Below are 26486 nucleotides of genomic sequence, written 5' to 3' on the forward strand. Positions count from 1 at the left end.
CATGACAGAACAAGAATTGATTCAAGGCTATGAAACAGAAATTCACTACCAGAAGCATATGATTGAAAATCTAGGACGCTGGTTCAGTCTCTTCTTTGCCATTGCCAGCATCGGTCTTGTTCTGATTTATCTCTTTCATGAGACCAATCTCCTAGCACTGATTGCAGGAATCGTCCTAGCTCTACTGGGTATCTTAGCTATGCTTTTGTTTGGCTATGGCATCTATAGAGGACGCCTAAATCTGCAAAAAGTGATTGATGATTTTGAAGCAAAACTAAAACTTGCAAGATAGACATTCCCCCTAAAGACAAGTCTGAGAGGATTTTAGCTCGGACTTGTTTTTTATTTTTTTGACTTTAGGACCAAGTGAAGAAAAAATAAAATTTTTCTTTCATCTAGCCGGTTTTTTTCTTGACTATTTCTGACCAAGTGATAAAATAATAACTATAGATTAGCACTCGATAGTTTAGAGTGCTAAAAATTCAATCTTTGGAGGAAAACTATGTTAAAACCATTAGGAGACCGTGTGGTCTTGAAAGTAGAAGAAAAAGAGCAGAAAGTTGGCGGATTTGTCATTGCAGGCACCGGCCAAGCAGCGACTAAGACAGCAGAAGTTGTCGCAGTCGGCCAAGGTATTCGTACGTTGAACGGTGAGCTGGTAGCCCTGAGTGTCAAGGAAGGGGACAAGGTTCTCGTAGAAAATCACGCAGGCGTGGAAGTCAAGGACGGAGATGAAACTTATCTCTTAGTCAGTGAAGCCAATATTCTAGCAGTTGTCGAGTAAGATTAGAAGAGAGGAATAATAAAATGGCAAAAGATATTAAATTTTCAGCAGATGCAAGAAGCAGTATGGTTCGTGGAGTTGACATCTTAGCAAATACTGTCAAAGTGACTTTGGGTCCTAAAGGCCGCAATGTCGTTTTGGAAAAATCCTTTGGCTCACCCCTTATCACCAATGACGGTGTAACCATTGCCAAGGAAATCGAACTGGAAGACCATTTTGAAAACATGGGCGCTAAGCTGGTGTCAGAAGTTGCTTCAAAGACCAACGATATCGCTGGTGACGGAACAACAACAGCAACTGTTTTGACACAGGCTATCGTCCGCGAAGGGATTAAAAATGTTACAGCTGGTGCTAATCCAATTGGTATCCGCCGCGGGATTGAAGCAGCCGTTGCGACAGCAGTTGAAGCCCTAAAATCTAACTCAGTGCCAGTTTCTAACAAGGAAGCTATTGCTCAGGTTGCTGCCGTTTCTTCTCGCAGCGAGAAAGTCGGTGAGTACATCTCTGAAGCTATGGAAAAAGTTGGCAATGACGGTGTTATTACCATCGAAGAGTCCAAAGGGATGGAAACTGAGCTGGATGTAGTTGAGGGGATGCAGTTTGACCGCGGCTACTTGTCTCAATATATGGTAACTGACAATGAAAAAATGGTAGCCGAACTGGACAATCCTTACATCTTGATTACTGACAAGAAAATTTCTAACATTCAAGAGATTCTGCCATTATTGGAAAACATTTTGAAAACCAATCGTCCGCTCTTGATTGTCGCAGATGATGTAGATGGTGAAGCTCTGCCAACATTGGTTCTTAACAAGATTCGCGGAACCTTTAATGTCGTAGCTGTCAAGGCACCAGGCTTTGGCGATCGTCGTAAGGCTATGTTGGAAGACATCGCTATCTTGACAGGCGGTACAGTGATTACAGATGATCTTGGCCTAGAGCTCAAAGACGCTACGATTGAAGCGCTTGGACAAGCTTCTAAAGTCACTGTTGATAAGGACAGCACTGTGATTGTGGAAGGTTCTGGTAATCCAGAAGCCATTGCTAACCGTGTGGCAGTTATTAAGTCACAGATTGAAAGCAGCACTTCTGAGTTTGACCGTGAGAAACTGCAAGAACGTCTGGCTAAATTGTCCGGTGGTGTAGCTGTGATTAAGGTCGGAGCTGCAACCGAAACAGAACTCAAAGAAATGAAACTTCGCATCGAAGATGCCCTTAATGCAACCCGTGCAGCAGTAGAAGAAGGAATCGTATCAGGTGGTGGTACGGCCTATATCAACGTACTGGACGCTGTTGCAGGTCTTGAGTTGGCAGGGGATGAAGGGACTGGACGTAACATCGTTCTCCGTGCCTTGGAAGAGCCTGTCCGTCAAATCGCTCTGAATGCAGGCTTTGAAGGTTCAATCGTCATTGACCGTTTGAAAAACTCTGAAGTTGGTACAGGCTTTAATGCCGCGACTGGCGAATGGGTTAACATGATTGAAGCTGGAATCATTGATCCAGTTAAGGTGACTCGTTCAGCCTTGCAAAATGCCGCTTCTGTTGCCAGTCTTATCTTGACAACCGAAGCAGTAGTAGCTAATCAACCAGAACCAGCTAGCCCAGCTCCAGCTATGGATCCAGGCATGATGGGCGGTATGATGTAGAAAATAATGGATTATATATTCGTATAAATTAGGTATAATCTTTGTCTTATATTTATCAATTAGAAAACTGAGCAGATTTGTTCAGTTTTTTTATTGTGACTAGTTATGTAGCAAGCCTTAATAATTATGCTTGCTTTTAAAAACAAATTTATATATATAAATATTCATGGTCATATAATTCATATTTGTTCATTTATTATGTAGCCAAATATTACATTTTTGTTTCAAGAAAATACAAGAAGATGACGGAGGAAACGGTTTTCAATTCTTATATAACAAGGTTTTTGGAGAAATAAACTGGTTTACACATTGTCGACAAAAGCTGAACTGGTAAAGGTAAATAGTTGACTTATAGTCAATCGTATGCTAGTCTAATATATGTAGTATATTGGAAATGTAAAGGAATTTTAATATTTTTACATGTTCGATAAAAAGGAAAAAAGGAAAAAAACGGAGGGATTATTTATGAAAAGAATATCTCATACTATTGCGCGCTTTTTCTCAGTAGCCTTTGTGCTCCTCTTTAGCCTGTTTTCTAGCAGTCAATCTGCCAGAGCTAACACGGTAGACGATGTTATCACCTCAGTAAATGTTTACAATCAAAAGGGTGAAGAACTGACTGACGGCCTTTCCCCTTGGGAAAAATTTCAAATTGACGCAAACTTTGCCTTTAATTATGGCAAGGTTCAGCCAGGAGATACTACGACCATTGGACTTCCTGCTGAATTTGCCTTGGAGGGAGCTGATTTTGAAGTCAAAGATGATGACGGCAATCTCGTAGCGACAGCTGTTGTTGATGCAAGCTCTAAACAGCTTACACTGACTTATACAGACTATGTCCTGACTCGCTCTCATATTGAAGGAAAAGTTCATCTTTTAGCTCGCGTTGATCATACAGTAGCTAGAGATAAAGGCTCTATTCCTCTGAAACTTATCGTTGGTAAGAAGATTGTTGAGTATGGGAAAGTTGACTACAAAGGTCTTCCTGGCCAAGCAACTCCTTATACTTTCATAAAATACGGCTGGAATAATGCGGATAATATCAAGAGCATTACTTACAGCCTGAATATCAACCAACAAAATCAAGAACTGGATAATGTTGTTATTTCAGATACTCTGGGCTTTAATACCGGAGAAATTGATCTCAACAGCTTCCAAATTCTTAAAGGCTCATGGGTTGTTGACCCGGCTGATAACTCTTACCGACTAAGTCAGCAGCGCGAGGATGTGACAGCAAATTATACGATTAATCTTGCGCCTGACAAGCGTTCCTTTACCATTAACATGGGACATATCGGTGCCAATGAAGGCTTCTATGTTCGCTATCGTGTCAACTTCCCTACAGTTCCGACTGATGGAACACTCTTCCCGAACGAAGCAATCATGCGAGCAGATAATATCGAAGAGCAAAAATCTTCAGTTGCTGTCCGCTACCAACGTGCAAACGGCTATGCACATGGGGATGTCTATGGTGTGCAGGTGACTAAGAAAGATGAAGCTGGTAAAGCCCTAGCAGGTGCTGAATTCACATTGTACGATGAAGATGGTGTGACAATTGTTCAAAAAGCAACCAGTGATGCTAACGGGATTGCTTCTTTCAGCAACTTGATTAAGGAGCATTATCTGATTAAGGAAACCAAGGCACCAGAAGGTTACCAACTGTCAGATGAAGAGATTCAGGTTAATGCCGCTCAGCTCAAAAATTATGGTTCTGGTATTATTTACAAAGACTTTACCAACCGTAAGGCATTGATTACCGCTTCAGGTACCAAGACTTGGAATGATGACAACGATAAAGATGGCAAACGTCCAGACAAGATTACCGTTCGTCTCTATGCAAATGGCACTGAAGTTGCTCATAAAGAAATTGGTCCGAATGATAAGGGTGAGTGGAAGTATGAGTTCACTGACTTGCCAGCGACTGGTGAAGATGGAAAAGATATTGTCTACTCAGTTACTGAAGACCGTGTTTATGGTTATACAGCTACTGTTGATGGTATGAACATTACCAATACACCAGTTCCAGGAGTTCCGCAACCGCCGAAACCTAGTTCGGACAATAGCTCTAAGAGCAGCAGTAGTAGTTCTAGTTCTAGCTCTAGCTCAAGCAGCACTACAGGAAGTACTGTTGTGATCATCGAATCAGATAATGGTACTGGCGGAGGAAATGCCTCTAATGTTGGAACCAAGAAAGTTCTCCCTAAAGCGGGTGAGAATGCTAGCTGGATCATGATTGCTGCTGGAGTAGCTCTAGTAGGCTTGGTAGGCTTCATTGTCTTCCGTGCGAAGAAGAAATAAATTTCATCTCTGTTCCCTTAAGGGACAGAGATTTTTTACTCCAAACCCGGATTAGCAGTAGCCGTTTTTTAGAAAGCAAAAAAGTGCTTTTTTTACAATCAGTCACTATCTTGTATCCTTTTGTTAATCAAGACTGTGATGTTCCGTAATATAGTTGTTTTAAAATAAAAAGCAACTAAGATGTTTCCTAGAACAAATTAGTTGCTCAGAACTACGGGGAAGGCCGCTTTGATGTGCAAGCGTGAAGTACATCAAAACTTGATATATATAATCTTTCTTAATTCCTAAACCAAAAAAATTATAAGACATCCTTAGGAATATGCTCGGTGTGTGATCATCTTTATCAGGTTTTCGTCAAATATATTTTGCTTCAATCTTCTCTCGTAGTTTTTTCTATGCGATGCCCCTCCTTTCTTGTGTCTAAAGGAAGGGGATTTTTTTGTGGAAAATCTACTTTGAATTTAAGGAGATGATTGAGCTGAAAAAAGCGGGATTAAATAAACAAAAAAGCCCTGAAACCAAGGCTTTTTCTTATCTATTTCTATGCCCCCTGCAGGGATCGAACCTGCGACCCACGGATTAAGAGTCCGCTGCTCTGCCAGCTGAGCTAAGGAGGCAATAGAAAAAGCTGTATTGGTGCCGGACCTTCACGATTTGTATTGAACCCGCGCAATTAAGCAGGTGGGCAACTCGCTCTAACTGAAGCTGCTTCCGCGTGAAACGGCCTGCATGCTGTTAGAAGTCTTTTGTTTCCCTAATAATACAAAAAATAGTCGGTCAACACTTAAGTGTGAAGTCGTACACCACAGCGTTTCTATAATTATGATACCATAAATTTTGAAAAATTCAAGAGAAAAATGTGATTTTTTGCAAACGATGTCATCATTTTTTTAAGTCGTCAATCTTATCCTTAGTCATCCCAAGGGCTCGCTCGTATTTGCCATTCTCATTAGGAGTGAAATAATTGGCATCTTTTATCTTGTCGGGCAGATAGTCCTGCTTGACCCAATTGCCAGGATAGGAGTGAGGGTAGAGATAGTCCTGTGCGTTGCCCAATTCCTTGCTGCCAGCATAGTGGCCGTCTCGTAAGTGGCGGGGGATGGGAAGGTTTCCATTCTTTCGTAAGTCAGCTAAGGCCTTGTCCATGGCTAGATAGGCTGAGTTGGACTTGGGAGATAGAGCCAAATCAATAACAATATTGGCAATAAGGATGCGAGCTTCAGGAAAGCCGATCCGTTGAGCTGCTTCTAGAGCTGTAACCGTATGGACTTGAGCGTCAGGATTTGCCAGGCCGATATCCTCGTAAGCAATAACGGTCAATCGTCGAGCTAGGATAGGTAGGTCTCCAGCCTCAATGAGACGAGCTGCATAGTGGAGGCTGGCATTGACATCGGAGCCGCGGATGGACTTCTGCAGGGCAGAGAGGACATCGTAATGGCCGTCTCCGTCCTTATCCATGGTGATATAGCTTTTTTGCAGGCTGTTTTCCATGACATCGAGCGTGATGTGGCGAATGCCCTTGCTATCTTCTGGGGTAGAGAGTACGGCTAGGTCCAGCGAGTTATAGGCAGAGCGCAGGTCTCCGTTGGTAGAGATGGCAATGAATTCCAGAGCCTCATCGTCTAACTCCACTGGGAAATCAAATCCTCGCTCCTTGTCTGTCAGGGCTAGCTGAATGGCTGTCCGGATGTCGTCGTTACTTAGGGGCTCAAGCTCAAATATCTGAACTCGGCTTCGAATAGCCGGAGTGACAGAAAAGAAAGGATTTTCTGTCGTCGCTCCAATCATGATGACTAGACCGCTTTCTAAGAGCGGCAGTAGAAAGTCTTGTTTGGTCTTGTCCAAGCGGTGAATCTCGTCTAGCAAGAGCACCAGTCCGCCGGAAAATTTCGCTTCTTCAGCAATCTCCTGCAGGCGCTTCTTGCTATCTACGGTGGCGTTAAAGGTGCGAAAGGCGAACTTGGTTGTGCCGGCAATAGCCGAGGCAATAGAGGTTTTGCCGATGCCGGGTGGTCCGTAGAGAATCATCGAGGACAGGCGGTTGGCTTCAACCATGCGACGGATGATTTTCCCAGGTCCGACCAGATGCTGTTGGCCGATGATCTGATCAATGCCGGTCGGGCGCATGCGCAGGGCTAGGTTTTCTGGCATAAGATTTCCTTTCTGCAAGTGTTTTTCTTAGCGTTTTGTGTTACTATTGTAGATAGTAATATTTTATCACAATGAAAAGAGGAAATCATGGCTAAGTACGGTTTTTTGGAGATATTGGACGAGGAAATGGGGAAGAGCTTTCCTTTTGACTATGAGATAAATTGGGACAAAAAAAATCACGCAGTGGAAGTAGCCTTTCTCCTTGAGGTGCAAAATCTGGGTGGGGTTGAAACTGTTGATGTTGAGGGCAATGCCTCGGCTGAGGATATTTACTTTGAGGAAGCCGTGCTTTTCTATAATCCGGTCAAGTCTCGTTTTGAGGCCGAGGACTATCTGGCTGCCCTGGCCTATGAGCCGAAGAAGGGGCTGTCACGGGAGTTTCTGGCTTATTTCGTGGATTTTCTAACCCAAACGGCTGAGTCTGGTCTCGATGCACTCATGGACTTTTTAGCAGATCCAGAGGCGGCAGAGTTTGAGATGGCTTGGAATGCTGAGGCTTTTGAAAATGGCAGAGCGGATTTGACTGAGACAGACTTTTATTCCTATCCAAGGTATTAGGAGGCGCTTATGGTGGATGAAAAAGGACTAGATTTGCTGCACAAACAGATGGAGTTTTCTGGCTGCAAGATTGCCTTGATTTGTGATGACAAGCTGCTGACTATCTTGCGAGACGATATTTCAACCATTCCTTGGCCCAATATGTGGGAGTTGCCGGGCGGTGGCCGCGAGGGCGAGGAGACACCTTTTGAATGCATCCAAAGAGAAGTTTTTGAAGAGCTTGGTTTGAAGCTCGAAGAAGTGGATATTGTCTGGGCTAAGGAATATCAAGGAATGCTTGATCCTGACAAAACCTCTATTTTTATGGTGGGAACCATCACTCAGGAAGAATTTGCCAGCATTGTCTTTGGCGACGAGGGACAGGCTTATCAGATGATGGATGCGAGCCAGTTCTTATCAGATAAAAAGGTTATTCCGCAGCTGCAGGACAGGTTGAGCGATTATTTGGAGGTACAAGCATGATTCATATTGAGCGGGCAGGAGCTGAGGATTTAGAGACCATTATTGCCATTCAGCGAGCGAGTTTTAAGGCCGTTTATGAGAAATATCAGGATCAATACGACCCCTATCTGGAGGAGCGAGAGCGGATTCGCTGGAAGCTGGTTGAGCGGCCCAATAGTTTTTATTATTTTGTCAAAGACGACGAGAAGATTCTGGGCTTTATTCGCTTGAATACAAATGACGAACAGACAGCAGGCTGGATTGGGACAGTGGCGATTTTGCCAGAGTACCAGAACAAAGGATATGGTTCTGAGGGGCTTGGTCTGATTGAGGAGAAATTTTCCAACGTTATGAAATGGGATTTGTGCACGGTTTTCCAGGACAAAGGCATGGTAGCTTTTTATGAGAAAAACGGCTATCATCAGACCCATACTGAGCCTGAAAAAGAGGGCATGGATATGGTTTACATGACGAAGACAATGAAATAAACAAAGAAAGGATCGTTCAGTTAAATTTCTAAACTGAACCCGCCCTAAACACTGTGGCAAAAAGATAAAGTTCTCTTAGACACAAACGTCGTCAGAGAATTTCCTATTTTGGCTTTGTGTTTTACGGGCTTGGTATTTTAAATATGGATACTTGGCAGGAATTAACGATTGAAGTGAAGCGGGAGGCGGAAGAAGCAGCCTCTAATATTCTGATCGAGCTGGGCAGTCAGGGCGTGGCTATCGATGACAGCGCAGATTATCTGGGGCAGGTTGATCAGTACGGTGAGCTTTTTCCAGAAGTTGAGCAGAGCGATCGGGTCAGGATTACTGGCTACTACCCGGATTCGGTGAATATAGAGGCTGTTGCGGCCAAGGCCAATGAGCGTCTGGCTGAGCTGGATGGCTTCGGATTGGAGACGGGAGATATTCAGCTGACTCGGCAGGAACTGGCTGAGGAAGACTGGGCGGACAATTGGAAGAAATACTTTGAGCCGGCTCGGATTACCCACGACTTGACCATTGTGCCATCCTGGACGGACTATGAGGCGACAGCTGGTGAGAAGATTATCAAGCTGGATCCTGGCATGGCCTTTGGTACGGGCACTCACCCGACGACCAAGATGAGCCTCTTTGCGCTGGAGCAGGTCTTGCGAGGCGGAGAAACGGTGTTGGATGTGGGCACAGGCAGCGGCGTCCTCTCCATTGCCAGCTCTCTCTTAGGCGCTAAGGACATCTACGCCTATGATTTGGACGAGGTGGCGGTGCGCGTGGCGCAGGAAAATATTGAGCTCAACCCTGGTATGGAGAACATTCATGTGGCGCCGGGGGATCTTCTCCGAGGTGTGGAAATCAAGGCGGACGTCATAGTTGCCAATATCTTGGCGGATATTCTCATCCATCTGACAGAGGATGCCTATCGTCTGGTCAAGGATGAGGGTTATCTGATTATGAGTGGGATCATTTCTGAGAAGTGGGAAATGGTGCGCGAGTCAGCAGAAGCAGCAGGATTTTTCCTGGAAACGCATATGATTCAGGGCGAATGGAATGCCTGTGTCTTTAAGAAAACGCAGGACATTTCAGGCGTGATAGGTGGTTAGATGCAGCAGTATTTTATAAAAGGAAGTCCTCAGTCCCCTCTGGTGGTCACGGATAAGGATACGGCCAAACATATGTTTTCAGTCATGCGGCTCAAAGAGGGTGACCAAGTCACACTGGTTTTTGATGATGGCATGAAACGGCTGGCTCGGGTGTTAGACCCCGGCCAGCAGAGCTTGGAAATCTTGGAGGAGCTGGCAGACAATACAGAGTTGCCAGTTCAAGTGACCATTGCTTCAGGCTTTCCTAAGGGCGATAAGTTGGAATTCATCACTCAGAAGGTAACGGAGCTAGGAGCCAGTGCTATCTGGGCTTTTCCAGCGGACTGGTCGGTGGCCAAGTGGGATGGTAAAAAGCTGGCTAAAAAGAGTGAAAAGCTAGAGAAAATTGCTCAGGGAGCAGCAGAGCAGAGCAAGCGCAATCTGATTCCTGAGATTCGGCTCTTTGATAAAAAGGCAGACTTTCTGGCAGCCTTGACAGACTTTGACCGCATCATCGTAGCCTACGAGGAAGCAGCAAAGGTAGGGGAAGCTGCTACTCTGGTGCAGGCTGTGAGAGGGTTATCTAAGGGAGACAAACTGCTCTTTATCTTCGGACCGGAGGGTGGACTATCTCCGGATGAAATAGCTGCCTTTGACCAAGCAGGGGCAGTCTCCGCTGGTCTAGGTCCACGTATCCTGCGAGCTGAAACCGCTCCGCTTTATGCCTTGACCGCAGTCAGTGTTTTGTTGGAATTGAGTAAGGACAGTCTTTAAAAAGCAAAATCAGCAGCCATTTTGGCTGCTGATTTTTTAATCATTATTGTCTTTCTCGTTTTTTGAAGGCGAAGATTCCTGCAAGTCCGGTCATGACAAGTCCCAAGAGTCCGAGCGAGGATGACTTTTCTCCGGTTGCTGGGAGGCTTTCTGTTCCTGCCTGTCTGTGGGATGCTTGCTTGTTTGTGCTAGGGTCAACAGCAGTCAAGACAGGGAAGTCTACTCTGCTATGCTGCAGATTGGCTGCTTCAACTGCGGTAGTCGGAGAGCTTGGTTGCTCAATAGGAACTGATTCAGTTTTCGGTGCGACGTAGACGAATTTGTATTCGCCGAATCCTTCTTGGGCAGAAGCTGCTAGATAGACGATGTCTCCGTCAGTACCGATCAAGTTCTTGGCCTTATCAGCTGTCAGGAAGCGCAGGTCCAGTCCTTTGATGGTATCAGCGAAATGCCAGTTCTGATCTGCACTTGGATTGATATTTTTGACAGCCAAGATATAGTTGATGATAGCTTGGCGGTTTTCCAGATTGAGGAGACGATTGAGGCTGGCTTCTCGAACACCTGGGAAGTTACCGTTGGACCGGTAGTTGTTAGTCACGACGATAAATTCCTGATTGGGGTCAATCTCCTTGCCTTGGTATTTCAGGTTGCGGACCCGACTGGCATTTGGGTTGGCCAGTTTGCCTTCGCGGTCGTATTTGTTCGGCTGGGTAATGTCAAACTCATAGGTAACACCGTCGATAACATCAAAGTTATAAGTCCGGTAGTCAGTATTGACCAGATTTTGCGGTTGGCTATTGTTTGGGTCAATGGTATTGAACTGGCCAGCTGACATTTCCAACCATTCTTTGAGCTGGGCACCGTTGACCTTGAGGATAGCAGTGACATTGTCATAGAGATAGAGGTCTGCTACGTTCTTGATGGCAATAGGACCAGCTGGAATGTCTGTGTAAGCCGTTGCGTCCCCACGAGTTCCTGCCTTGAAAGGCGCTGCTGCAGACAGGATAGGAAGATTGGCTTCAGGCGTGCCAGCCAGCTCTTGCTTAGCATACCAAAGCTGGGCATTGTTGACGATTTGCACGGATGGATCGTCTTTGACCAGAGAGAAGTAGCTTGTAATCGGTGCAGTCGTAGTACCGACTTGCTGGCGGACATAGTTGATAGTCCCTTGGTGGGATTCTTGGGCAATATCAATGACGCGCTGATCAGCTACATTAGACTTGGTATCCACCTTGCGGATGGAGCCCTTGCTGTCAGTGACTTTCCATTTGCCGTCGGTATAGTTCAGCTTGAGATCAATGACGCCCAGATGGTCGCCGTATTTTCCAGCCATGGTTACTGGAGTACCGTTGATTTTACCGTTGACACCGTCTACGCCAGGGTATTTTTCGTAGAAGCCAGTTCCGTTTCCACTTGGAAATTCTGCGTGGGAGTGGCCCGTTACGACAGCATCCACACCTGGCAGGCTAGCGATTTGATAGCCTTCATTTTCCTCGCCTTTTTCATACTTGTCATCTCCGATACCAGAGTGAGAAAGCACCAAAGTGATGTCTGCACCTGCCTTGCGCATCTCAGGAATAATGTCTCGAATAGCCTCAACAGAATCGCGAACGACCACTTTTCCTTCTAGGTTTGCCTTATCCCAGTTTAGAATCTGCGGCGGTACAATCCCTGTCACACCAATCTTGACGGTCGTCAAGCGTCCCTGAGTATCTGTAAAGGTCTTTTCGATGATTTTGTAAGGCTGATAGATGAATTTACCAGTCGCTGGATCCAGCACATTGGCATTGACGATTGGCAGGCCAGCTGTCTCAATCACGCGGTTCAGATAGTCCAGGCCGTAGTTGAACTCATGGTTCCCTAGAGTACCAGCTTCAAAGCCCAGAGCCTGCAGGGCAGCGTACATAGGGTGCTGCTCGCCCTTCTCCACAGGATCCACAATGGCCTTATAGGTTCCAAGCGGCGTTCCTTGAATGGTATCGCCATTGTCGACTAAGAGGACGTTCGGATTTTCTTTCTTGGCCTTCTCGATTAGCACGGCTGTTTTAGCCAGTCCCAAGGTCTCGACCGGCTTGTCCTGATAGTAGTCGTAGTTGACTAAGTTGGTATGGAGGTCGGTTGTTGCCAAGATACGAAGATCGACAGTCTGTCCCTCCACGGGCTTAGTATCCTCAGTAGCTGCTACATTTCGAGCCATAGCCATCAAAGCATCAGTATTTCCGCTGGCATTTTCTGGGGAAATAGCAGAGCTAGGCTCCGTGTTCTCTGGTGTCGCAGTAGCTTCAGTAGGATTTGCAGCAGTCGTTGGTTTTGCTTCCGCTGCGCTGCTTTCTACTGGGGCAGGATTAGTAGTGACTGCTGGAGTATTCTCATCAGCCTGAACAGCATTTACAGCTGCCGCAAGAGCTGCTGTACTTAAAAGCACAACCGTTTTTTGAAGGGATGATTTAGACATAATATCTCCTTTGTTAAAATGAATTTCAGACTTATATTATACTATATTAAAGCGCTCTCATCAAGTTTTTAGAAAACTATATAAGTAATAAGAAGTATTCAAAAAAATAGAATATATCCTTTAATAGTAATCACATAATAAAAATCTATTGTAAAATACTTGACAAGCATTAACAAAAAAGTTAAAATCGTTAACATAAGATGTTCTATTAAGAACAATTAAATTATAAATAAGGAGTCCAATTATGGCAGAAATTTCATTATCCCCAGAACAGCTCACCTCGCAAGCTGCAGTTTATTCTAATGCTCGCGATCAAATCGAAGCAGCTATTCAGACAGTAAATACTGCTAACGGTGAAATGCAAGCACACTGGAAAGGTAGTGCCTTCCAATCTTATCTTGAACAATATCAACAATTGCATGGTGATGTGGTTAAATTCCAAGAATTGTTGAGCTCTATCAATCAACAATTGGTTAGTTATGCTAATACTGTATCAGAACGTGATACAGCGGATGCAAATAGCTTTGGTTTCAAAGGATAAAAAACTCTGGAATGGAGGGATGGGATTGCTTCCTATCTCTCTTTATTTTAGTCAGAATTCAGAAAGAGGAGAATATAAATGTCGAATGCATCTGAGTACCAAAGATTAGCTAATGAAGCATCACAGAAGTGCAATAATGCAAAGTCTCAAAAAGCAGCAGTAGATGCAAAGATTTCTCGCTTAGAGACGGCCAAATCAGACTTATCCACTCAGATAAATAATTTTCAGACAGGTATTATAGATGCCTTAACGAAAATAAAAGGGGAAGATGAATCCAGCTTTAAAGGAGATCGGAAGAATAAATATGCAGAGAAGTACGATTCTGCTAATACCGCTGCTACAACCAATAAAACGAGCCATGATACAAATTTGAGTAGTATAAATACTAGAATCGGAGAGCTTCAAACAGAGTCAGCCAATTTACAGACAGCAGCAGATACAGCTTATAATAACATGCTTAATTATCAGGCTTTGGCTAATTCAGCTAGTTCAGAATAGAGGGTGAAAATTAATGGCAAAAACAGGAACAGATTATGGTGTTTGGACGGGACTTACTTCTGCAGTCAGTACAAATGTCTCTGGGATAGCAGAAATGGCAGAGTTAACTTTTTCAGCAACGACGATGACTCCTTTTACATCTTTTAATGATGATATTGACTCTTTCAATGCAGCGATTAGCAGTCTCAAGTCTTTCACAACAACCGATGTGACGCGAATGAATCAAGCAGCTCAGAATAAAGTGACTGATGACCAAAATCAAGCAAATGCTAAATAGGTAGGTTAGCAGAAAGGAACGAGATAAATGAATGAAATAAGTGACCTTTATCAGAACTCCTTGCTTCAATTAGAAGTTGATGAGGGCGAAAGAGCCATTTTGGAGCAAGTGGGTAAATCCTTGATCAGTCAAGGAGATGCATTTCGTAGACTTCAGTTGGCAATTGTCAAGAAAGAGTCCTTTTATAGCTACAGTAGCTTGCTTGGCACATCTGTTACGATGGAGTTTGATTGGGAAAGAGAAAAAGCAACTCTGGCTTATTTAGGCTCGGAGCTCGTTTTGTCTATGAAAGACTTTAGAATTTGGTTATCTTATACTGATTTACTGTTGGCTCCAATCCTTCCTTTGGGCAGTTTGGTAGAGTTAGATCGCGAGCTGCTTCCAGAGGAATTGGTATCCGAGATGGAAAAGGCCAAGGTTCCTTTTATGGCGATGATTATGGGGCGGAGATTGCTTTCTGAACCAGACGACCGGGAATACATAGATTATCTAGCTAGCATCTATCCTTATGGTATGAGACTAGATGTTGAACCTTTGTTTATTCCAAGCTATTTGATTTCCCAGATTATACAAGAAGGTTACAGCGATACTTTGGATCAATCCTATGTAGATCAGCAGTATCGTAGGGATTATTTTCGATATAGGGTTTTTTCCATGACACATAGTATTGAAGGAGAAGATAGATGAAAATAGATATGACAGAGGTTCATAACCAGAAGACAGCTTTGTCTAACTCACAAACCTCGATTACTACTCAGCTTGAGACAGCTAAGACCTCTTTTGAGAATTTGGTACGTTCGGGAAGCTTAGAGGGAGATGTCAAGGGAGCAATTGATGCTAAGATAAATAACCATCAGGTTCCCTTATTGACAAATTTTTCTAATGCTTTAGCCGTTCTTTCTGCTCAATATGATAAGACTATTGAACAGTTTAAATCAACAGTCTCAGAGACAGCCACAGATGCAATTATTGATACGGATTATCTACAAGGGCTTTTAGATGGCTTTTCGAGTATAGAGACCAATATTAGTACGGTGAATCAAGCAACTGCAAATATTTATAGCTCCATTTCTGATATTATCAGTCTGACGAATCCAGATGCCAGCACAATTACTACTCCTTTGTCAGAAGGAAAGACCATTTTGACCGATACTAAAACCAATATGGCTAGCTTCAATGGCTGGAAACGGGGAGATGAGTACTCTAAAGTACTGGAAATGCAGACTCAGAGTTTGGAAAGTCTTAACGCTTTTACAAGCAGTGGTTTTAGTTCGGAAGATGCTAAAGCGTTTTATAATGACAAAGACTTTTTGAAGGAAGTTCAGAAAATCACCCAGGATGTTAATGGCTTAACTCCTTTGGAATTATTGACTAAGATTAGTAAGGCCGTGATTAAGTTAAATAAATGGGTGAAAAAAGGAACTAAAGTTGTCAAAACAGTAAGCACTTATTTAAAAGAAGTCAAATATATAAACGGCAGAAAAATTATTGTTGACAGCAAGGGTCGTGTTCAAATTGGTTCAAAACGCCAGAATCTTTATAACAGAAACAATAACAGGGTATATAAGAGAGGGAAAGAATTTCAAACTGAGACTAAGCAGTCTGATATTCGCAAGACTAATATCGGTAAGGGCGTTAAAATGACGGGTTGGCAAAATGCCTTGAAAGATGCAAACAAAGCAGGAACGGCTGCGGCAAAAGATGCTTTGAAATCTGGTATTAATCCTTTCAATGATTTTAAAGGGTTTAAAGAGGCTGGGAAATGGGCTAAAGGCGGGAAATTCTTAGGAGTTGCAGGCTCTCTTTTATCAATCGGTATGAATTTAAAAGAATCTTTCCTTGACGATAAGACGTCTTCAACAGGTGAGAAAATTCGAAACTTTGCAGTGAACCAGACTGTAGATACAGTTTCTAGCGCTGGTGCGGCCTATGCTGGTGCGGCAATCGGTACGATGATTGGAGGTCCTGTTGGTACCGTTGTTGGTGCGGGAGCTGGTATGGCTATTTCTTGGGCTATGAATCAAAAATGGGATTTTATGGGCAATAAGTCTGTGACAGACGTAGCTAAAGATGGATTAAAGGCTGCAACAAATGCCATTGGAAGTGGTTTCAAGGCAGTAGCGGGGTGGTTCAGCTGATGAATATGAAAGAATTGAATAATAAATCTAGGAAAAATAATATTACTAAGGAAAGATATCATGGTCCCCTGATTACTGATGGTGTCAGTCTAGGTTATATTAAACTTTATCCTTGGATTAGCCTACCTATTAGTTTGTTTTTATATTTTGGTGGTGGTTATAAGGATAATATTGGAATTATTAAAGTTATATTTCTTACCTGTGTCATTATTAATGTAGTGAGTATTCTCTTTGGACGTTTTAACTCTTTGATAAACCGCTTTAAGTCTTTAACCTACATCTTAATTGCTTTAGTGTCTTGGACAGTGTTGGTCTGCTTATGTTTTATCGGCCTATTGATGTTCGTTTCAAATGGAAGTTCTCTTAGTGCACGAACTGTCTACGATTCGGATTTGAGTCTATTCTATGTTATTCCAATGTTGCTCCTCTTTTTCTTCGCTTGTGGTTTTTATGCTTGGTATTACCTACCTCAAAATAAAGGGAAAGTTTGGAAGATTAACCAGTGGAAAACTTACGGTGTTAAAGCAAAGAGTAAGAAGAAAGAACTGCTGTTCAATTTTTGTGTAATCTTTGGAGTTGTTATGTTTCTTCCAGCTCTGTTAACTGGCTATGTTGTAAATATTTTGGGTATCTTATTGGGAATTTTATTTACATTGACTTTACCAGCTGTTGTTATAGACTCTATTTATGCAGCAATTTATATAAGGAAACATCCTGATAATGACAGATTGTAATTAATGTTAGAAGAAATCTAAAACAATATGGAAGTAAGACCGAAAGGTTTATACTGTATCAGCTATTTAACCATGAAGAGAGAAATTTGATGAATATTTTAGTAGGGTAATTTTGTTAGAAGTCTATCCCCCATTTAGCGGGTGCAAAAATTCGAAACTTTGCAATGAACCAGACTGTAGATACGGTTTCTAGCGCTGGTGCGGCAATCGGCACGATGAGATGATTGGAAGTCCTGTTGGTACCGTTGTTGGTGCTGGACTTGGGATGGCATTTTCTTGGGCAATGAATCATAAGTGGACTAAATCAGAGGATAGCTCCTTAACTGGCTTAGCCAAGTCCGGTTTAAAGAAATTATTTGGAGGCTGATTATGAATGATGAACGTTATCACGGGCCCCTAATTACTAACGAGGTAAGCATAGGATATATTAAATTATTTCCTTGGATAGCTCTTTTTATATCTTCTTTGTTGTTTTGGGGAATGACTTTTATTGATAAATTAGGCATCTACAAAATTTTATTTATATTCTGTATATCAAGTTGTGGTGTGGCAATTCTAATCTCCTTTTTTTATAAATTAATTTTAAAATTTAAAAGTCTGATTTATCTTCTTATTTCGTTGATTATTTTAGTTTTACTTATTGATGTCGATTTTATATGTTTGTTAATGCTAGTTGGTAATGAAGGAATCTATTCAGAAGTATCAATTATTTATAATTTTGTGATGCTTTCTATCTTCGTTCTTTCTTGCTCTCTTTACTCTTGGTATTACTTTCCCAAGAATCGTGGCAAGGTCTGGACTTTTAATCAAGTGGGTTCTGGTGATAAAAAGAAAGAATGGCGAACAACAGCTGCATTAGCTTTTATAGGTGCAATATTGGGCCCTACTCTCCTTACTGGTTATATTGAAAAAGCTTTTGGTATTTTATTTGGGATTCTGATAACAGTGACTCTTCCAGCAGTTATAGTAGACGCAGTTTATGCGGCTATCTATGTGCGGAAAAATCCTGACTATGATGAATTGAATTAGAAAATGAATAATAATCTAGAAAGAAACGGAATAATGATGGAAACAAGGCCAAAAAAGTTAGTGCTTCATCAGCTGTTTGGCTATGAAGAAAGGAATTTGACAAGTATTCCGGTAGAGGAACTTTGTCAAGAAGTTTACCCTCTGTGTTGGGAATTTATAGAGGATATGCTAGATGTTGTGTATTCAGATGGGCCAGTATACTTTAAAAGTTACCCTTTTTCTGGTACGAATGTCTTATCAATTTTTTCAACATTTGGTAACGAAATTAATCCTACAGGGAACTATGACGGACCTATTCTTTTTGAAGATGAAGTTTTAGTGAGCAGTGATGACTTTGCAGCATTTTCTTCAAGTAGTTTAGGGGAGTATTATGAGACTTTGGCTGCAAAATATGCAGGTAAAAATTTAGAAACCTTGGCAGTCTATCATGTTCTTTATCATCCTGGCAGAGAAATTAGGGTTGATGCCTATAGCAGTTGGGAGGTGAATTAATGGAATATATTGTGGCGGAAGGAGTATCTAATGATGCTGTCTTTGAAGCTCGGAATGTAATTAAACAACGAAAAAAATTTCATGTGAGTCAGATGCAAAATGAGCTGGATGCTTTTATGGCAGCAATTGAAGAAGCAGGCGGGCATCCTGATGGTCCGCTCGTCTATAGTTTGAATAATGTGCCTTACGATGGCAATATGAATGTAGAGTTTCTCCTTCCATTAGAAGAGGAGTATTTAGAAGTCGAGGGAATGCGATTCTCAACATATTTTGAAATTAATAATGTCTTAATGGTTTCGATAGATCATGATTATGAAGAATTAACTAAAGAAGCCTATGCTCGTTTACTATGGACGTTAGAACAGAATGATCGAGAATTAAATACTCCTTTCTACCATGTCGTACAGACTGAAGGTGCAGGTCGTGTAATCGTATTGATTGGCTATGCGTATTAATTAAAGGAGTAAGATTGTGTACTGACCCCAAAAAGTTATATCCTAGAGAGGGCTAAATCAGTCCTCTCCTTTTTGATATTCAAAACGACGAGGGTCTTAGTTTTAAAGTTTCGGAAGCCAAAAGCGTTTTGCTTGATGATTTTGATAAGGTTATTAGTAGCTTCTAGTTTTGCGTTTGAGTAGGTAAGCTCAAAGCGTTTATAATTTTATTTTTCTCTTTCAAAAAGGTCTTAAAAACAGTTTGAAAGATAGGATTTAGACAAGCAATTCTTTCTTCGAAGTAGAGACAGCCAAGCTTTCAGCGATGGCAGTCATAGGGACTTTCTCAATTAGTTTTTGAGCTATTTTCTGCTTGATAATGGTTGCGATTTGGTGATTCTTCTTGACTAAGGAAGTCTCTGCGACAGCCATTTCCTTACAGACTTTACAGCGGAAACGGCGCTTTCTCAAGCGAATGAGAGTATTATAATCTGCACACTCTAGGTAAGGTATTTTCGATTCTTTCTGGAAGTCATATTTAGTCATTTGTTCTTGGTAGTGAGGGCATTTAGGAGCAGGATAATCTAGCTTAGCGATGATTTCTTTATGTGTACCAGCATCTAGAACATCCAAGATAGTGATATTAGGGTCTTTCATTCCCAGTAAGTTTGTGATAAAATTTAACTGTTCCATAAGAGTCTTTCTAATGATGGTTTGGTCGCTTTTCATTATAGGTCTTATGGGATTTTTTTTACAACAAAAGAGGCTCCATCATTCCTACAGTGCTTTACCCACTACAGAAATTATAGAGCCTTTAAACAATGATATGAAAAGAATCGTTATATTAGAGGACATCACTTTGTTTATGATATAATCTCAGTCGAAATGTCCTTTCTGATGAAAAGATTATGGGAAAGATATTTAGAGATGTTTTGAGTAGCGCAAGTTAGAAAAAATATCGTTAAATAAAGGCGATAGATAACACTCTGAGCATTGAAATTTGAATATTAATTGGTGATAAATCAGAAGTATCTTAGGGAAGTAAGACATATCACAATTGAATCGGGGCGGTATATTTGGATTTAGAATTATATATCATATCATCTAAATTTATTTAGGTGATATATTTTTTGTCACAACAGCACAATCTGCTTGTGAATAACTGTTTGAAAGTTTGAATATTAATACAATTCGTGATAAAATAAGACTAATCTTTGAATGAGACTAGTCAATATAAAATTTATTACAGATTTTTATGATAGATAAATGTTGTTTAGGAATATTTATAACGTACTTATGGATGCTGAATATTTTTCTTAGTCTTTTAAGCTAGAAAGCAGAGATGAAATGTTGAAAAAATCAAGTCGAGTTTTAGTGATATTTTTATTGTTATTGTTTACTGGAAGTACTGTTTATGCTAAGGACGGCGAATTAGATTTAAAAACAGATTCGATAACGCAAAAAAAGCAGCGTTCCCAAGGTAATGAAATTGAGCATATTTATGCACCTAATTTATTTATGGATAGAATAGAGCAAGAAGCGACGAAATCTAAAACTGATGCTCAGGAAATGCTTAAGACTGCAAACCAAGCTAATTTCAGTAAGAAAGAAGTTCGGAGTGGTGATGGACTCGACCTCCAAGTTTATCGACATGCTCTTTTTCAGAACTATCAGGTTTCTGACAGTATTATTGTAGACACAGAGGAATCAGGGGCCACAATGATATGGTCAATTCTTGGTGCAGTATTATTTATTGTAGCAATGATTTTAATTGGAATTTATTTAGGAAGGATTTTTCATGGGGGAAAAATATTTAAACGCAACAATTAGATATGAAGATAAGGAAATAGATATTCGCTTTTCTAAATTATTATCTTTACAGGGAGTAAAGATGTTAATGTGTTCAAATAATCTAGATAAAACATTATCTATTCATCAAAACAATTGGCATTTAGAGGTTCGAGGAAAGCTTCTAAGAATAGAACAGCATAGAGCTCTAAAGGAATATCCATTAGGGGATGGAGATGTATTGGAGGTAATTATAAATGAGTGATAAAATTGAAATTAAATACAGTAAGGAAAAGGTCAAGGTTATTCTGCCAGCCAGCCATTTTTCTCGTCAAAAATTATCTACAATTGAAAATTATGTGGATGCTGCCGTGACATTAGAAGATAATGGTTTTTTATCACTAATTTATGATAAGCCAAAATATTCTTATAGTCTTAAAGAACTTATTGCGGAAGAGATGACAGAAGTAAAGCGTTTGGAGTTGGCTCAGAAAATGGAAACTTTGACATTCTCTGAGCATAATTTTAAGATTCCTTATATCCATCCGAAAAATATATTTCTACAAGGAAGTGTTGTTAAGATTCTACATTTTGGTTTAGAAGGAATTATGAGTCCTATACCTTATACTTCAGAAACGTTTCTAATGAGCTACAAGGCTTTGGTTGTCTCTATTCTGCGACCAAAACTTGATTTTGAATTACTAATAGATGGTATAGCTGCAATAAGAGATTCATTGGTACAGGATATAGCTGCATGTAAGACATATGAAGAAGTAATAAAATATGTTAATGAAGCTTACGACAAAGCTTATCAGGAAGAAAAGAAAAAAAAGATAGTGGTTTCAAAACGGAGTTGGCGTATTTTTTCTATTGGAATGGGAATCTTTAGCGTTACAACTGTTGCTTTAGGAGCTTTTGCAGCATATTTTTATTTTTGGTCTATCCCTGTTCAGCGTGCGACAGTGGATGCACAGAGCCATTTTATTTCTAAGCATTATGACGATGTTGCCGACGATTTACAAAAATTTCAAGTAAATCGCTTAGGTAAAGAAGCAAAATATGTTTTAGCGTCCTCTTATGTTCATTTAGATAACTTGTCTGAGGAGCAGAAATCAAGCGTTTTAAACACAATCACTCCATCCAGCGAGGAAAATCTTTTAGATTATTGGATTTATCTTGGAAGGGGAGACTATAAAAAATCTCTAGATTTAGCTCAGAATATTGGGGATGATCAGTTGACCCTGCACGCTTATACTAATTTATATGAACAAACCCGTGAAGATAAGAATATGAAGGGTGCTAATAAACAAAAAAAATTAAGTGAATATCGCAAGGAAATAGAGGAGCTTTCTAAAAAACTAGGTGTAAAAGTAGGTGAAGAAAAAGATGAGTAGGGAAGACAAAAAATTTTTTCACAATACAGAAAAAGAACTGATTTCTAATAAAATTTCTGGGCAAATCAAAGTGGTTATATTTGGCAAGCGACTTTCTTTACTCACTTTTATGGAAGGCGACAGTGCTGAAGTGCAAGGACTTTTTTTCAACGTGAATGATAGTAAGGTCTACTCTAATGGAAAAGAATTAACCAGAGGAAAAAATACTATTGAAAATAAGACTGTTTTTGTCCTTGAAGAAGAGAGTGACATTTCTGTTAGTTACATTTCTCCTCCAAATCAAGATTTTATTATTTCAAAAGAAAAAGAAGCAGATCTCCTCATTCACTCGAAAGCCTATGTTTTGTTCTCCAATGGTAAAGTTTATCTCTATCCAAATGGCAGTGTCTTCTATTTGAACGAGCAATTGATTTCTTCTGATATTATTTCTGAATTTAAAAAAGGAGATAGTATTTTTGTAGAGAACTATTTTATAGAGTTTTTAGAAAATCAATGGCAAATTTCATCGTTCTTTGAGAAAGCAAATTTCAATACTCAAAGTGTCCTATTGGAAGAGAAAAAGTCAATTTATCAATCTAATTTCCCAGTTTATCGTCGTAGTCCTCGAGTACTCCCCACGATATACGATAAACGTCAGAGAATAGAAAAACCTAAAAATCCCCCAACAAAACCTAAAAATGCTATTTGGCGAGCAATTGTTCCGCCTCTAGGTATGGTTGCTCTTTCTGGCTTGGTAGTTGTTCTAATGGGACGAAATGCCATTATGATGTTGAGTATGGGGGGAATGAGTGTTCTTACAGCTGCATTTTCAATTACGAGTTATTTTACTGATAAAAAAGAGTATAAACAAAAGAAGATAACAAGGGTAGAAGATTACGAGGCGTATTTATTAAAACAATTATCCACTCTACATAAGCATTATGCAGAGGAAAAGAATATTCTATTTTATCAGCAACCAAATATCAATACGTTAATTGATATGATTATGCGTTATGATGAACGTCTTTATGAACGCTTACCTTTTAATGAAGATTTTATGACTGTCTCGCTTGGCTTGGGAGATATTGATAGTCAGCTTCAAATTGATTATCAAACGGACTTTTTAACTAAGGATAAGCTGACAATTTTTTCTCAAGATTTGTTAAAGACTTATGAGAAACAAAAAGGTGTTCCTGTTACAACAACACTTGCTCAGAATATTGTTGGGCTGGTTGCTCAACATGACATAGGTCAGTTGTTTATCCAGCAACTTTTATTGCAAGTTGCAGCTTTTCATTCTTATCACGATGTAATATTTGTTAATTTGACTTCGCAGGAAGATTATGATCAAATTTGGAAGAAATGGCGGTTTTTACCTCATTTTCTGTTACCAATGATTAATGTTCGTGGTTTTGTACATGATGATCGTACGAAAGATGCTGTACTTACAAGTCTTTATCAAGTATTACAGTCTCGCATTCAAGATAAGGAACAGAAGGAAAGAACCTTTTTACCTCAGATTGTGATAGTCATTTCAGATGATCGCTTGTTGTCTGGTCATGCTATCAACGAAAGCCTTTCACGAGCAGATTTGGCTTCTTTTGGAGTAACTGTTATTTGGGTAAAAGAAAGTCGTCGTCAATTACCTGAAACGGTAACCACGCTTATTGATTTAAAGAATGGAGATACAGCTACTTTAATCAATAATAGAGGAATATATGTAAACCAAGTTTTTACTCCGTATCCGTTGATAGATGATTATGAAGGTGCTGTTCGTAGTTTAAGTAATCTAGTTCATGAGGAAACTCAAAAAAATGCACTTCCTGATGCAATTACATTCTTAGAATTGTATAATGTGGAACAGGTTGATGACTTAAATATTTCTAGCCGATGGGCTCGAGGAGATACATCGAAGAGCCTTGCTGTTCCACTTGGGGTTCGAGGAAAAGATGATATTGTCTACTTGAACTTACATGAGCGTGCTCATGGTCCCCACGGTCTTGTTGCCGGGACAACAGGATCGGGTAAGTCGGAGATATTACAATCTTACATTTTATCGCTAGCATTAAACTTTAGTCCAGAAGATATTGGTTTTCTCCCAATAGACTTTAAAGGTGGAGGGATGGCAAATTTATTTAAAGATTTGCCACATTTGATGGGCGTTATCACAAACTTAGATGGAGCAGGAATCCAGCGCGCGTTAGCTTCCATTAGAGCAGAGTTGCAAAAGCGTCAACGCCTATTTGGTAGATTTGGGGTCAATCATATTAATGGATATACAAAATTATACAAGGAAGGTCGCTCTGGAATAGAGGGAGATTTCCCTACTGAGCCGCTTCCACATCTATTTTTGATCTCGGATGAGTTTGCTGAGTTGAAGCAAAATGAACCTGAGTTTATGACAGAACTTGTAACAACAGCGCGTATTGGACGTTCCCTAGGGATTCATTTGATTCTAGCTACTCAAAAGCCTTCAGGAGTTGTTAATGATCAAATTTGGTCTAATTCTCGATTTAAGTTGGCACTCAAAGTGGCGGAAAAAGCGGATTCAAATGAGATTATAAAAACACCAGATGCTGCAAGTATTACTCAGCCAGGTCGTGCCTATTTACAAGTTGGGAATAATGAAATATATGAACTCTTTCAATCAGCATGGAGTGGAGCACGATATGCACCAACAGTGAAAGCTCGTAGTGAAGAAGTTGACAATCGGCTTTGGATAATCAATGAGCTGGGGCAGTATGAACTCGCTACTACAGATTTGTCTTACTTGGAAGAGACGGTCAGCACAGATGCTAATACTGATGAGACTGAACTAGATGCTGTTGTGGAATATATTGCTCAACACGCAAAGAATGTAGACCTTTGTATACCAGCTAAGCCATGGTTACCTCCGCTTGATGAAGATATTACGTCACCGGTTTTAACTACGAAATGGACAGAGAAGAAGCTTCACAAAGCTCCTTTTGCTCTAATGGATATTCCTTCAGAGCAGGATCAGCGGATGCTAGAATTTGATTTAGAAGAGTTTAGTCACAGTATCATTTATGCTTCCCCAGGGTTTGGGAAATCTCAAGCGCTTCAGACGCTAGTTATGAATTTTGCTCGGCTTAATAGACCAGATCAAATGCAATTTAACCTGTTTGATTTTGGAACGAATGGACTGTTTCCTCTGAAAGGTTTACCGCATGTGGCAGATATTGCTACTCTAGATGATGCCGAAAAACTATTGAAGCTCCTTAAGAGTTTACAAAAAGAAATACAAAAACGCCGTGATTTATTGGCGGAATATGGAGTTACTTCTATTGAACAGTATGAGCAGAAGACAGGTCAGTATTTACCATTCATTTTAAATATTGTTGACTCTTATGATACTGTACGTGATCATCCACTCGAAAGTTCTGTTGAATCCGCTTTTCATCAGGTGTTACGTGAGGGCGCAAGCTTAGGTATCTATTTGATAGCAACAGTTCTTCGGAACACTACTATGAAGTTAAGTATGCGAAGTAATTTTGCTACACAGTTTGTTTTGTATTTGGTCGACAAGGATTCTAAAAAAGATCTTATTGGTTTTGATGCTCTAGCTGATCAAGTAATTCCTGGTCGTGGTCAGATTAGATTTGAAGAACCTATTCGTTTTCAAGTATACCTTGCAACAGAAGGAAGTTCCAATCTTGAAAGACTGCAGAGTTTAGAAAACGCTATTGAGGTAATGGATAAGTTATGGGATGGCCCTAGACCAGAAGCTGTTCCAATGCTGGCTAATGAAATTACTTTTGAGCAATTTGAAAATGATGTAGCTGTCCAAGAGGAACGGCAAAAATACAATATTCCAATTGGTTATGATAAGGAAACAACGTTGGTTCGCTCTATCGAACCAATGAACTATGAATTTATTCTTCTCATGGATGATACTCCTTCTCAAACATATAGTATTGAGCGTACGATATTATCTGCTTTTTCAGAGTTTTCTGGGAAAGTTGATCGCGTAGTGGTTGATACTGATGGACGTTTTGTTGGTATGAATGAACACTTTGATACTAGAATTGAGGAGGCGAATATTAGCCAATTCCTTGGTGAACTATTAGGCATTATTCAGTCTGGTAAGCGTAGAGTGCAACCAATGTTTGTTTATCTTCCAGATATAAACTTAGCTGGTGATAAGATTGTACTGATGGATAAAGATGTAAATACTTTGTTCACAAAATCTTCGTCGGTCAACATTCATTTGATTTTCCATGGTTATCAAAGTGGCATAGTTAGCAAATTCACACCGTTCTTCAAACGGCTTCGCCAAAATGTTCCAATGGGAACGTTTGGTACCATCTTTAACGAACAGAAAGTTGTGCCTGGTCGTACTCAATACAATGAACCATTGGTTGAACTTAATGAAACACAGTTCTTCGTTGGTAGAAGTGTTCATCGTTTGAGAATTCCGCAAGAAAAATAGGTACATAAAGCTTCCATAATAATTTCTGAATATGCTATAATAGAAGAAATCCTACTATTTG

Annotated in this window: 24 protein-coding genes, 1 tRNA gene and 1 pseudogene; 22 read left to right on the top strand and 4 right to left on the bottom strand. The window is 40.5% G+C overall.

Going from position 1 to position 26486, the window contains the following annotated elements:
* Window position 1: 1 nt before the first annotated feature.
* The 4 genes from RWX26_RS07715 to RWX26_RS07730 all read left to right on the top strand — a co-directional run bounded on the left by RWX26_RS07715 (window position 2) and on the right by RWX26_RS07730 (window position 4728).
* Window positions 2-292, top strand: a complete 291-nt coding sequence (locus tag RWX26_RS07715) for a hypothetical protein (protein WP_002901670.1) — start codon at window positions 2-4, stop codon at window positions 290-292.
* Window positions 293-502: 210 nt separating this feature from the next.
* Window positions 503-784 (top strand): co-chaperone GroES, encoded by a 282-nt coding sequence (groES, locus tag RWX26_RS07720; RefSeq protein ID WP_314580567.1) that lies wholly within the window; start codon window positions 503-505, stop codon window positions 782-784.
* 23 nt (window positions 785-807) lie between these two features.
* Window positions 808-2430, top strand: coding sequence for a chaperonin GroEL (groL, locus tag RWX26_RS07725; protein ID WP_002914472.1), 1623 nt, complete (start codon window positions 808-810; stop codon window positions 2428-2430).
* 465 nt (window positions 2431-2895) lie between these two features.
* Window positions 2896-4728, top strand: a complete 1833-nt coding sequence (locus RWX26_RS07730; protein WP_314580569.1) for a Cna B-type domain-containing protein — start codon at window positions 2896-2898, stop codon at window positions 4726-4728.
* Window positions 4729-5272: 544 nt separating this feature from the next.
* On the opposite strand, the gene RWX26_RS07735 is transcribed toward RWX26_RS07730, so the two are convergent.
* Together RWX26_RS07735 and RWX26_RS07740 are read right to left on the bottom strand one after the other, a co-directional pair.
* Window positions 5273-5345 (bottom strand) — tRNA-Lys (locus tag RWX26_RS07735).
* Window positions 5346-5610: 265 nt separating this feature from the next.
* Window positions 5611-6879: a replication-associated recombination protein A gene (locus RWX26_RS07740; protein WP_314580571.1), complete on the bottom strand. Its 1269-nt coding sequence runs from the start codon at window positions 6877-6879 to the stop codon at window positions 5611-5613.
* Between the two features lie 87 nt (window positions 6880-6966).
* Between RWX26_RS07740 and RWX26_RS07745 the strand changes: the two genes are divergently transcribed.
* From RWX26_RS07745 to RWX26_RS07765, 5 genes are all read left to right on the top strand, one after another.
* Window positions 6967-7437, top strand: coding sequence for a DUF3013 family protein (locus tag RWX26_RS07745; protein WP_314580573.1), 471 nt, complete (start codon window positions 6967-6969; stop codon window positions 7435-7437).
* Window positions 7438-7446: 9 nt separating this feature from the next.
* Window positions 7447-7899, top strand: a complete 453-nt coding sequence (locus RWX26_RS07750; RefSeq protein ID WP_314580575.1) for an NUDIX hydrolase — start codon at window positions 7447-7449, stop codon at window positions 7897-7899.
* Window positions 7896-8366, top strand: coding sequence for a GNAT family N-acetyltransferase (locus RWX26_RS07755; protein ID WP_125341182.1), 471 nt, complete (start codon window positions 7896-7898; stop codon window positions 8364-8366). Before RWX26_RS07750 ends, RWX26_RS07755 begins: the two co-directional genes overlap by 4 nt.
* Window positions 8367-8509: 143 nt before the next feature.
* The gene (gene prmA, locus RWX26_RS07760) at window positions 8510-9463 is read left to right on the top strand and encodes a 50S ribosomal protein L11 methyltransferase (protein WP_314580579.1); all 954 of its coding nucleotides are present in this window, start codon (window positions 8510-8512) and stop codon (window positions 9461-9463) included.
* Window positions 9464-10216: a 16S rRNA (uracil(1498)-N(3))-methyltransferase gene (locus RWX26_RS07765; protein WP_314580582.1), complete on the top strand. Its 753-nt coding sequence runs from the start codon at window positions 9464-9466 to the stop codon at window positions 10214-10216.
* Between the two features lie 43 nt (window positions 10217-10259).
* Here RWX26_RS07765 and RWX26_RS07770 read toward each other — a convergent pair whose 3' ends face one another.
* Complete coding sequence (locus RWX26_RS07770) at window positions 10260-12671, bottom strand: bifunctional 2',3'-cyclic-nucleotide 2'-phosphodiesterase/3'-nucleotidase (RefSeq protein ID WP_314580584.1); 2412 nt, start codon at window positions 12669-12671, stop codon at window positions 10260-10262.
* A 244-nt stretch (window positions 12672-12915) separates the two neighbouring features.
* Here RWX26_RS07770 and RWX26_RS07775 point away from each other — a divergent pair, with 244 nt between their 5' ends.
* From RWX26_RS07775 to RWX26_RS07815, 9 genes are all read left to right on the top strand, one after another.
* Window positions 12916-13212, top strand: coding sequence for a WXG100 family type VII secretion target (locus RWX26_RS07775; protein ID WP_111676673.1), 297 nt, complete (start codon window positions 12916-12918; stop codon window positions 13210-13212).
* A gap of 78 nt (window positions 13213-13290) precedes the next feature.
* The gene (locus RWX26_RS07780; RefSeq protein ID WP_314580586.1) at window positions 13291-13710 is read left to right on the top strand and encodes a DUF5082 family protein; all 420 of its coding nucleotides are present in this window, start codon (window positions 13291-13293) and stop codon (window positions 13708-13710) included.
* Window positions 13711-13723: 13 nt separating this feature from the next.
* Window positions 13724-13987, top strand: coding sequence for a hypothetical protein (locus RWX26_RS07785; RefSeq protein ID WP_314580590.1), 264 nt, complete (start codon window positions 13724-13726; stop codon window positions 13985-13987).
* A gap of 27 nt (window positions 13988-14014) precedes the next feature.
* A complete protein-coding gene (locus RWX26_RS07790) occupies window positions 14015-14674 on the top strand; it encodes a DUF4176 domain-containing protein (RefSeq protein WP_314580594.1) in 660 nt (219 codons plus the stop codon).
* Window positions 14671-16125 (top strand): T7SS effector LXG polymorphic toxin, encoded by a 1455-nt coding sequence (locus RWX26_RS07795; RefSeq protein WP_314580596.1) that lies wholly within the window; start codon window positions 14671-14673, stop codon window positions 16123-16125. Before RWX26_RS07790 ends, RWX26_RS07795 begins: the two co-directional genes overlap by 4 nt.
* A 5-nt stretch (window positions 16126-16130) precedes the next feature.
* Entirely contained in the window at window positions 16131-16859 is a 729-nt protein-coding gene (locus tag RWX26_RS07800; protein WP_314580689.1) for a hypothetical protein, read from the top strand.
* 369 nt (window positions 16860-17228) lie between these two features.
* Window positions 17229-17888 (top strand): hypothetical protein, encoded by a 660-nt coding sequence (locus tag RWX26_RS07805; RefSeq protein WP_314580597.1) that lies wholly within the window; start codon window positions 17229-17231, stop codon window positions 17886-17888.
* Between the two features lie 33 nt (window positions 17889-17921).
* Window positions 17922-18380, top strand: coding sequence for a hypothetical protein (locus RWX26_RS07810; RefSeq protein WP_268702158.1), 459 nt, complete (start codon window positions 17922-17924; stop codon window positions 18378-18380).
* A complete protein-coding gene (locus RWX26_RS07815; protein WP_314580602.1) occupies window positions 18380-18835 on the top strand; it encodes a DUF5085 family protein in 456 nt (151 codons plus the stop codon). The genes RWX26_RS07810 and RWX26_RS07815 overlap by 1 nt, the downstream gene beginning before the upstream one ends.
* Before the next feature lie 35 nt (window positions 18836-18870).
* On the opposite strand, the pseudogene RWX26_RS07820 reads toward RWX26_RS07815, so the two are convergent.
* Window positions 18871-19507 (bottom strand): annotated as a pseudogene (locus RWX26_RS07820) (transposase).
* Between the two features lie 654 nt (window positions 19508-20161).
* On the opposite strand from RWX26_RS07820, the gene RWX26_RS07825 reads away from it, so the two are divergent.
* From RWX26_RS07825 to essC, 4 genes are read left to right on the top strand one after another with little or no spacing between them, the layout of a single operon-like run.
* Window positions 20162-20644 carry a type VII secretion EssA family protein gene (locus RWX26_RS07825; RefSeq protein ID WP_002916155.1) on the top strand — a complete coding sequence of 161 codons (483 nt, stop codon included), beginning with the start codon at window positions 20162-20164 and terminating at the stop codon, window positions 20642-20644.
* A complete protein-coding gene (locus tag RWX26_RS07830) occupies window positions 20613-20867 on the top strand; it encodes a hypothetical protein (RefSeq protein ID WP_002916152.1) in 255 nt (84 codons plus the stop codon). The genes RWX26_RS07825 and RWX26_RS07830 overlap by 32 nt, the downstream gene beginning before the upstream one ends.
* Window positions 20860-21996 (top strand): type VII secretion protein EssB, encoded by a 1137-nt coding sequence (gene essB / locus RWX26_RS07835; RefSeq protein WP_314580609.1) that lies wholly within the window; start codon window positions 20860-20862, stop codon window positions 21994-21996. Before RWX26_RS07830 ends, essB begins: the two co-directional genes overlap by 8 nt.
* Window positions 21989-26425 carry a type VII secretion protein EssC gene (gene essC, locus RWX26_RS07840; RefSeq protein WP_314580612.1) on the top strand — a complete coding sequence of 1479 codons (4437 nt, stop codon included), beginning with the start codon at window positions 21989-21991 and terminating at the stop codon, window positions 26423-26425. Before essB ends, essC begins: the two co-directional genes overlap by 8 nt.
* Window positions 26426-26486 lie beyond the last annotated feature (61 nt).

It is taken from the genome of uncultured Streptococcus sp. (assembly GCF_963536705.1).
Lineage (GTDB): Bacteria > Bacillota > Bacilli > Lactobacillales > Streptococcaceae > Streptococcus.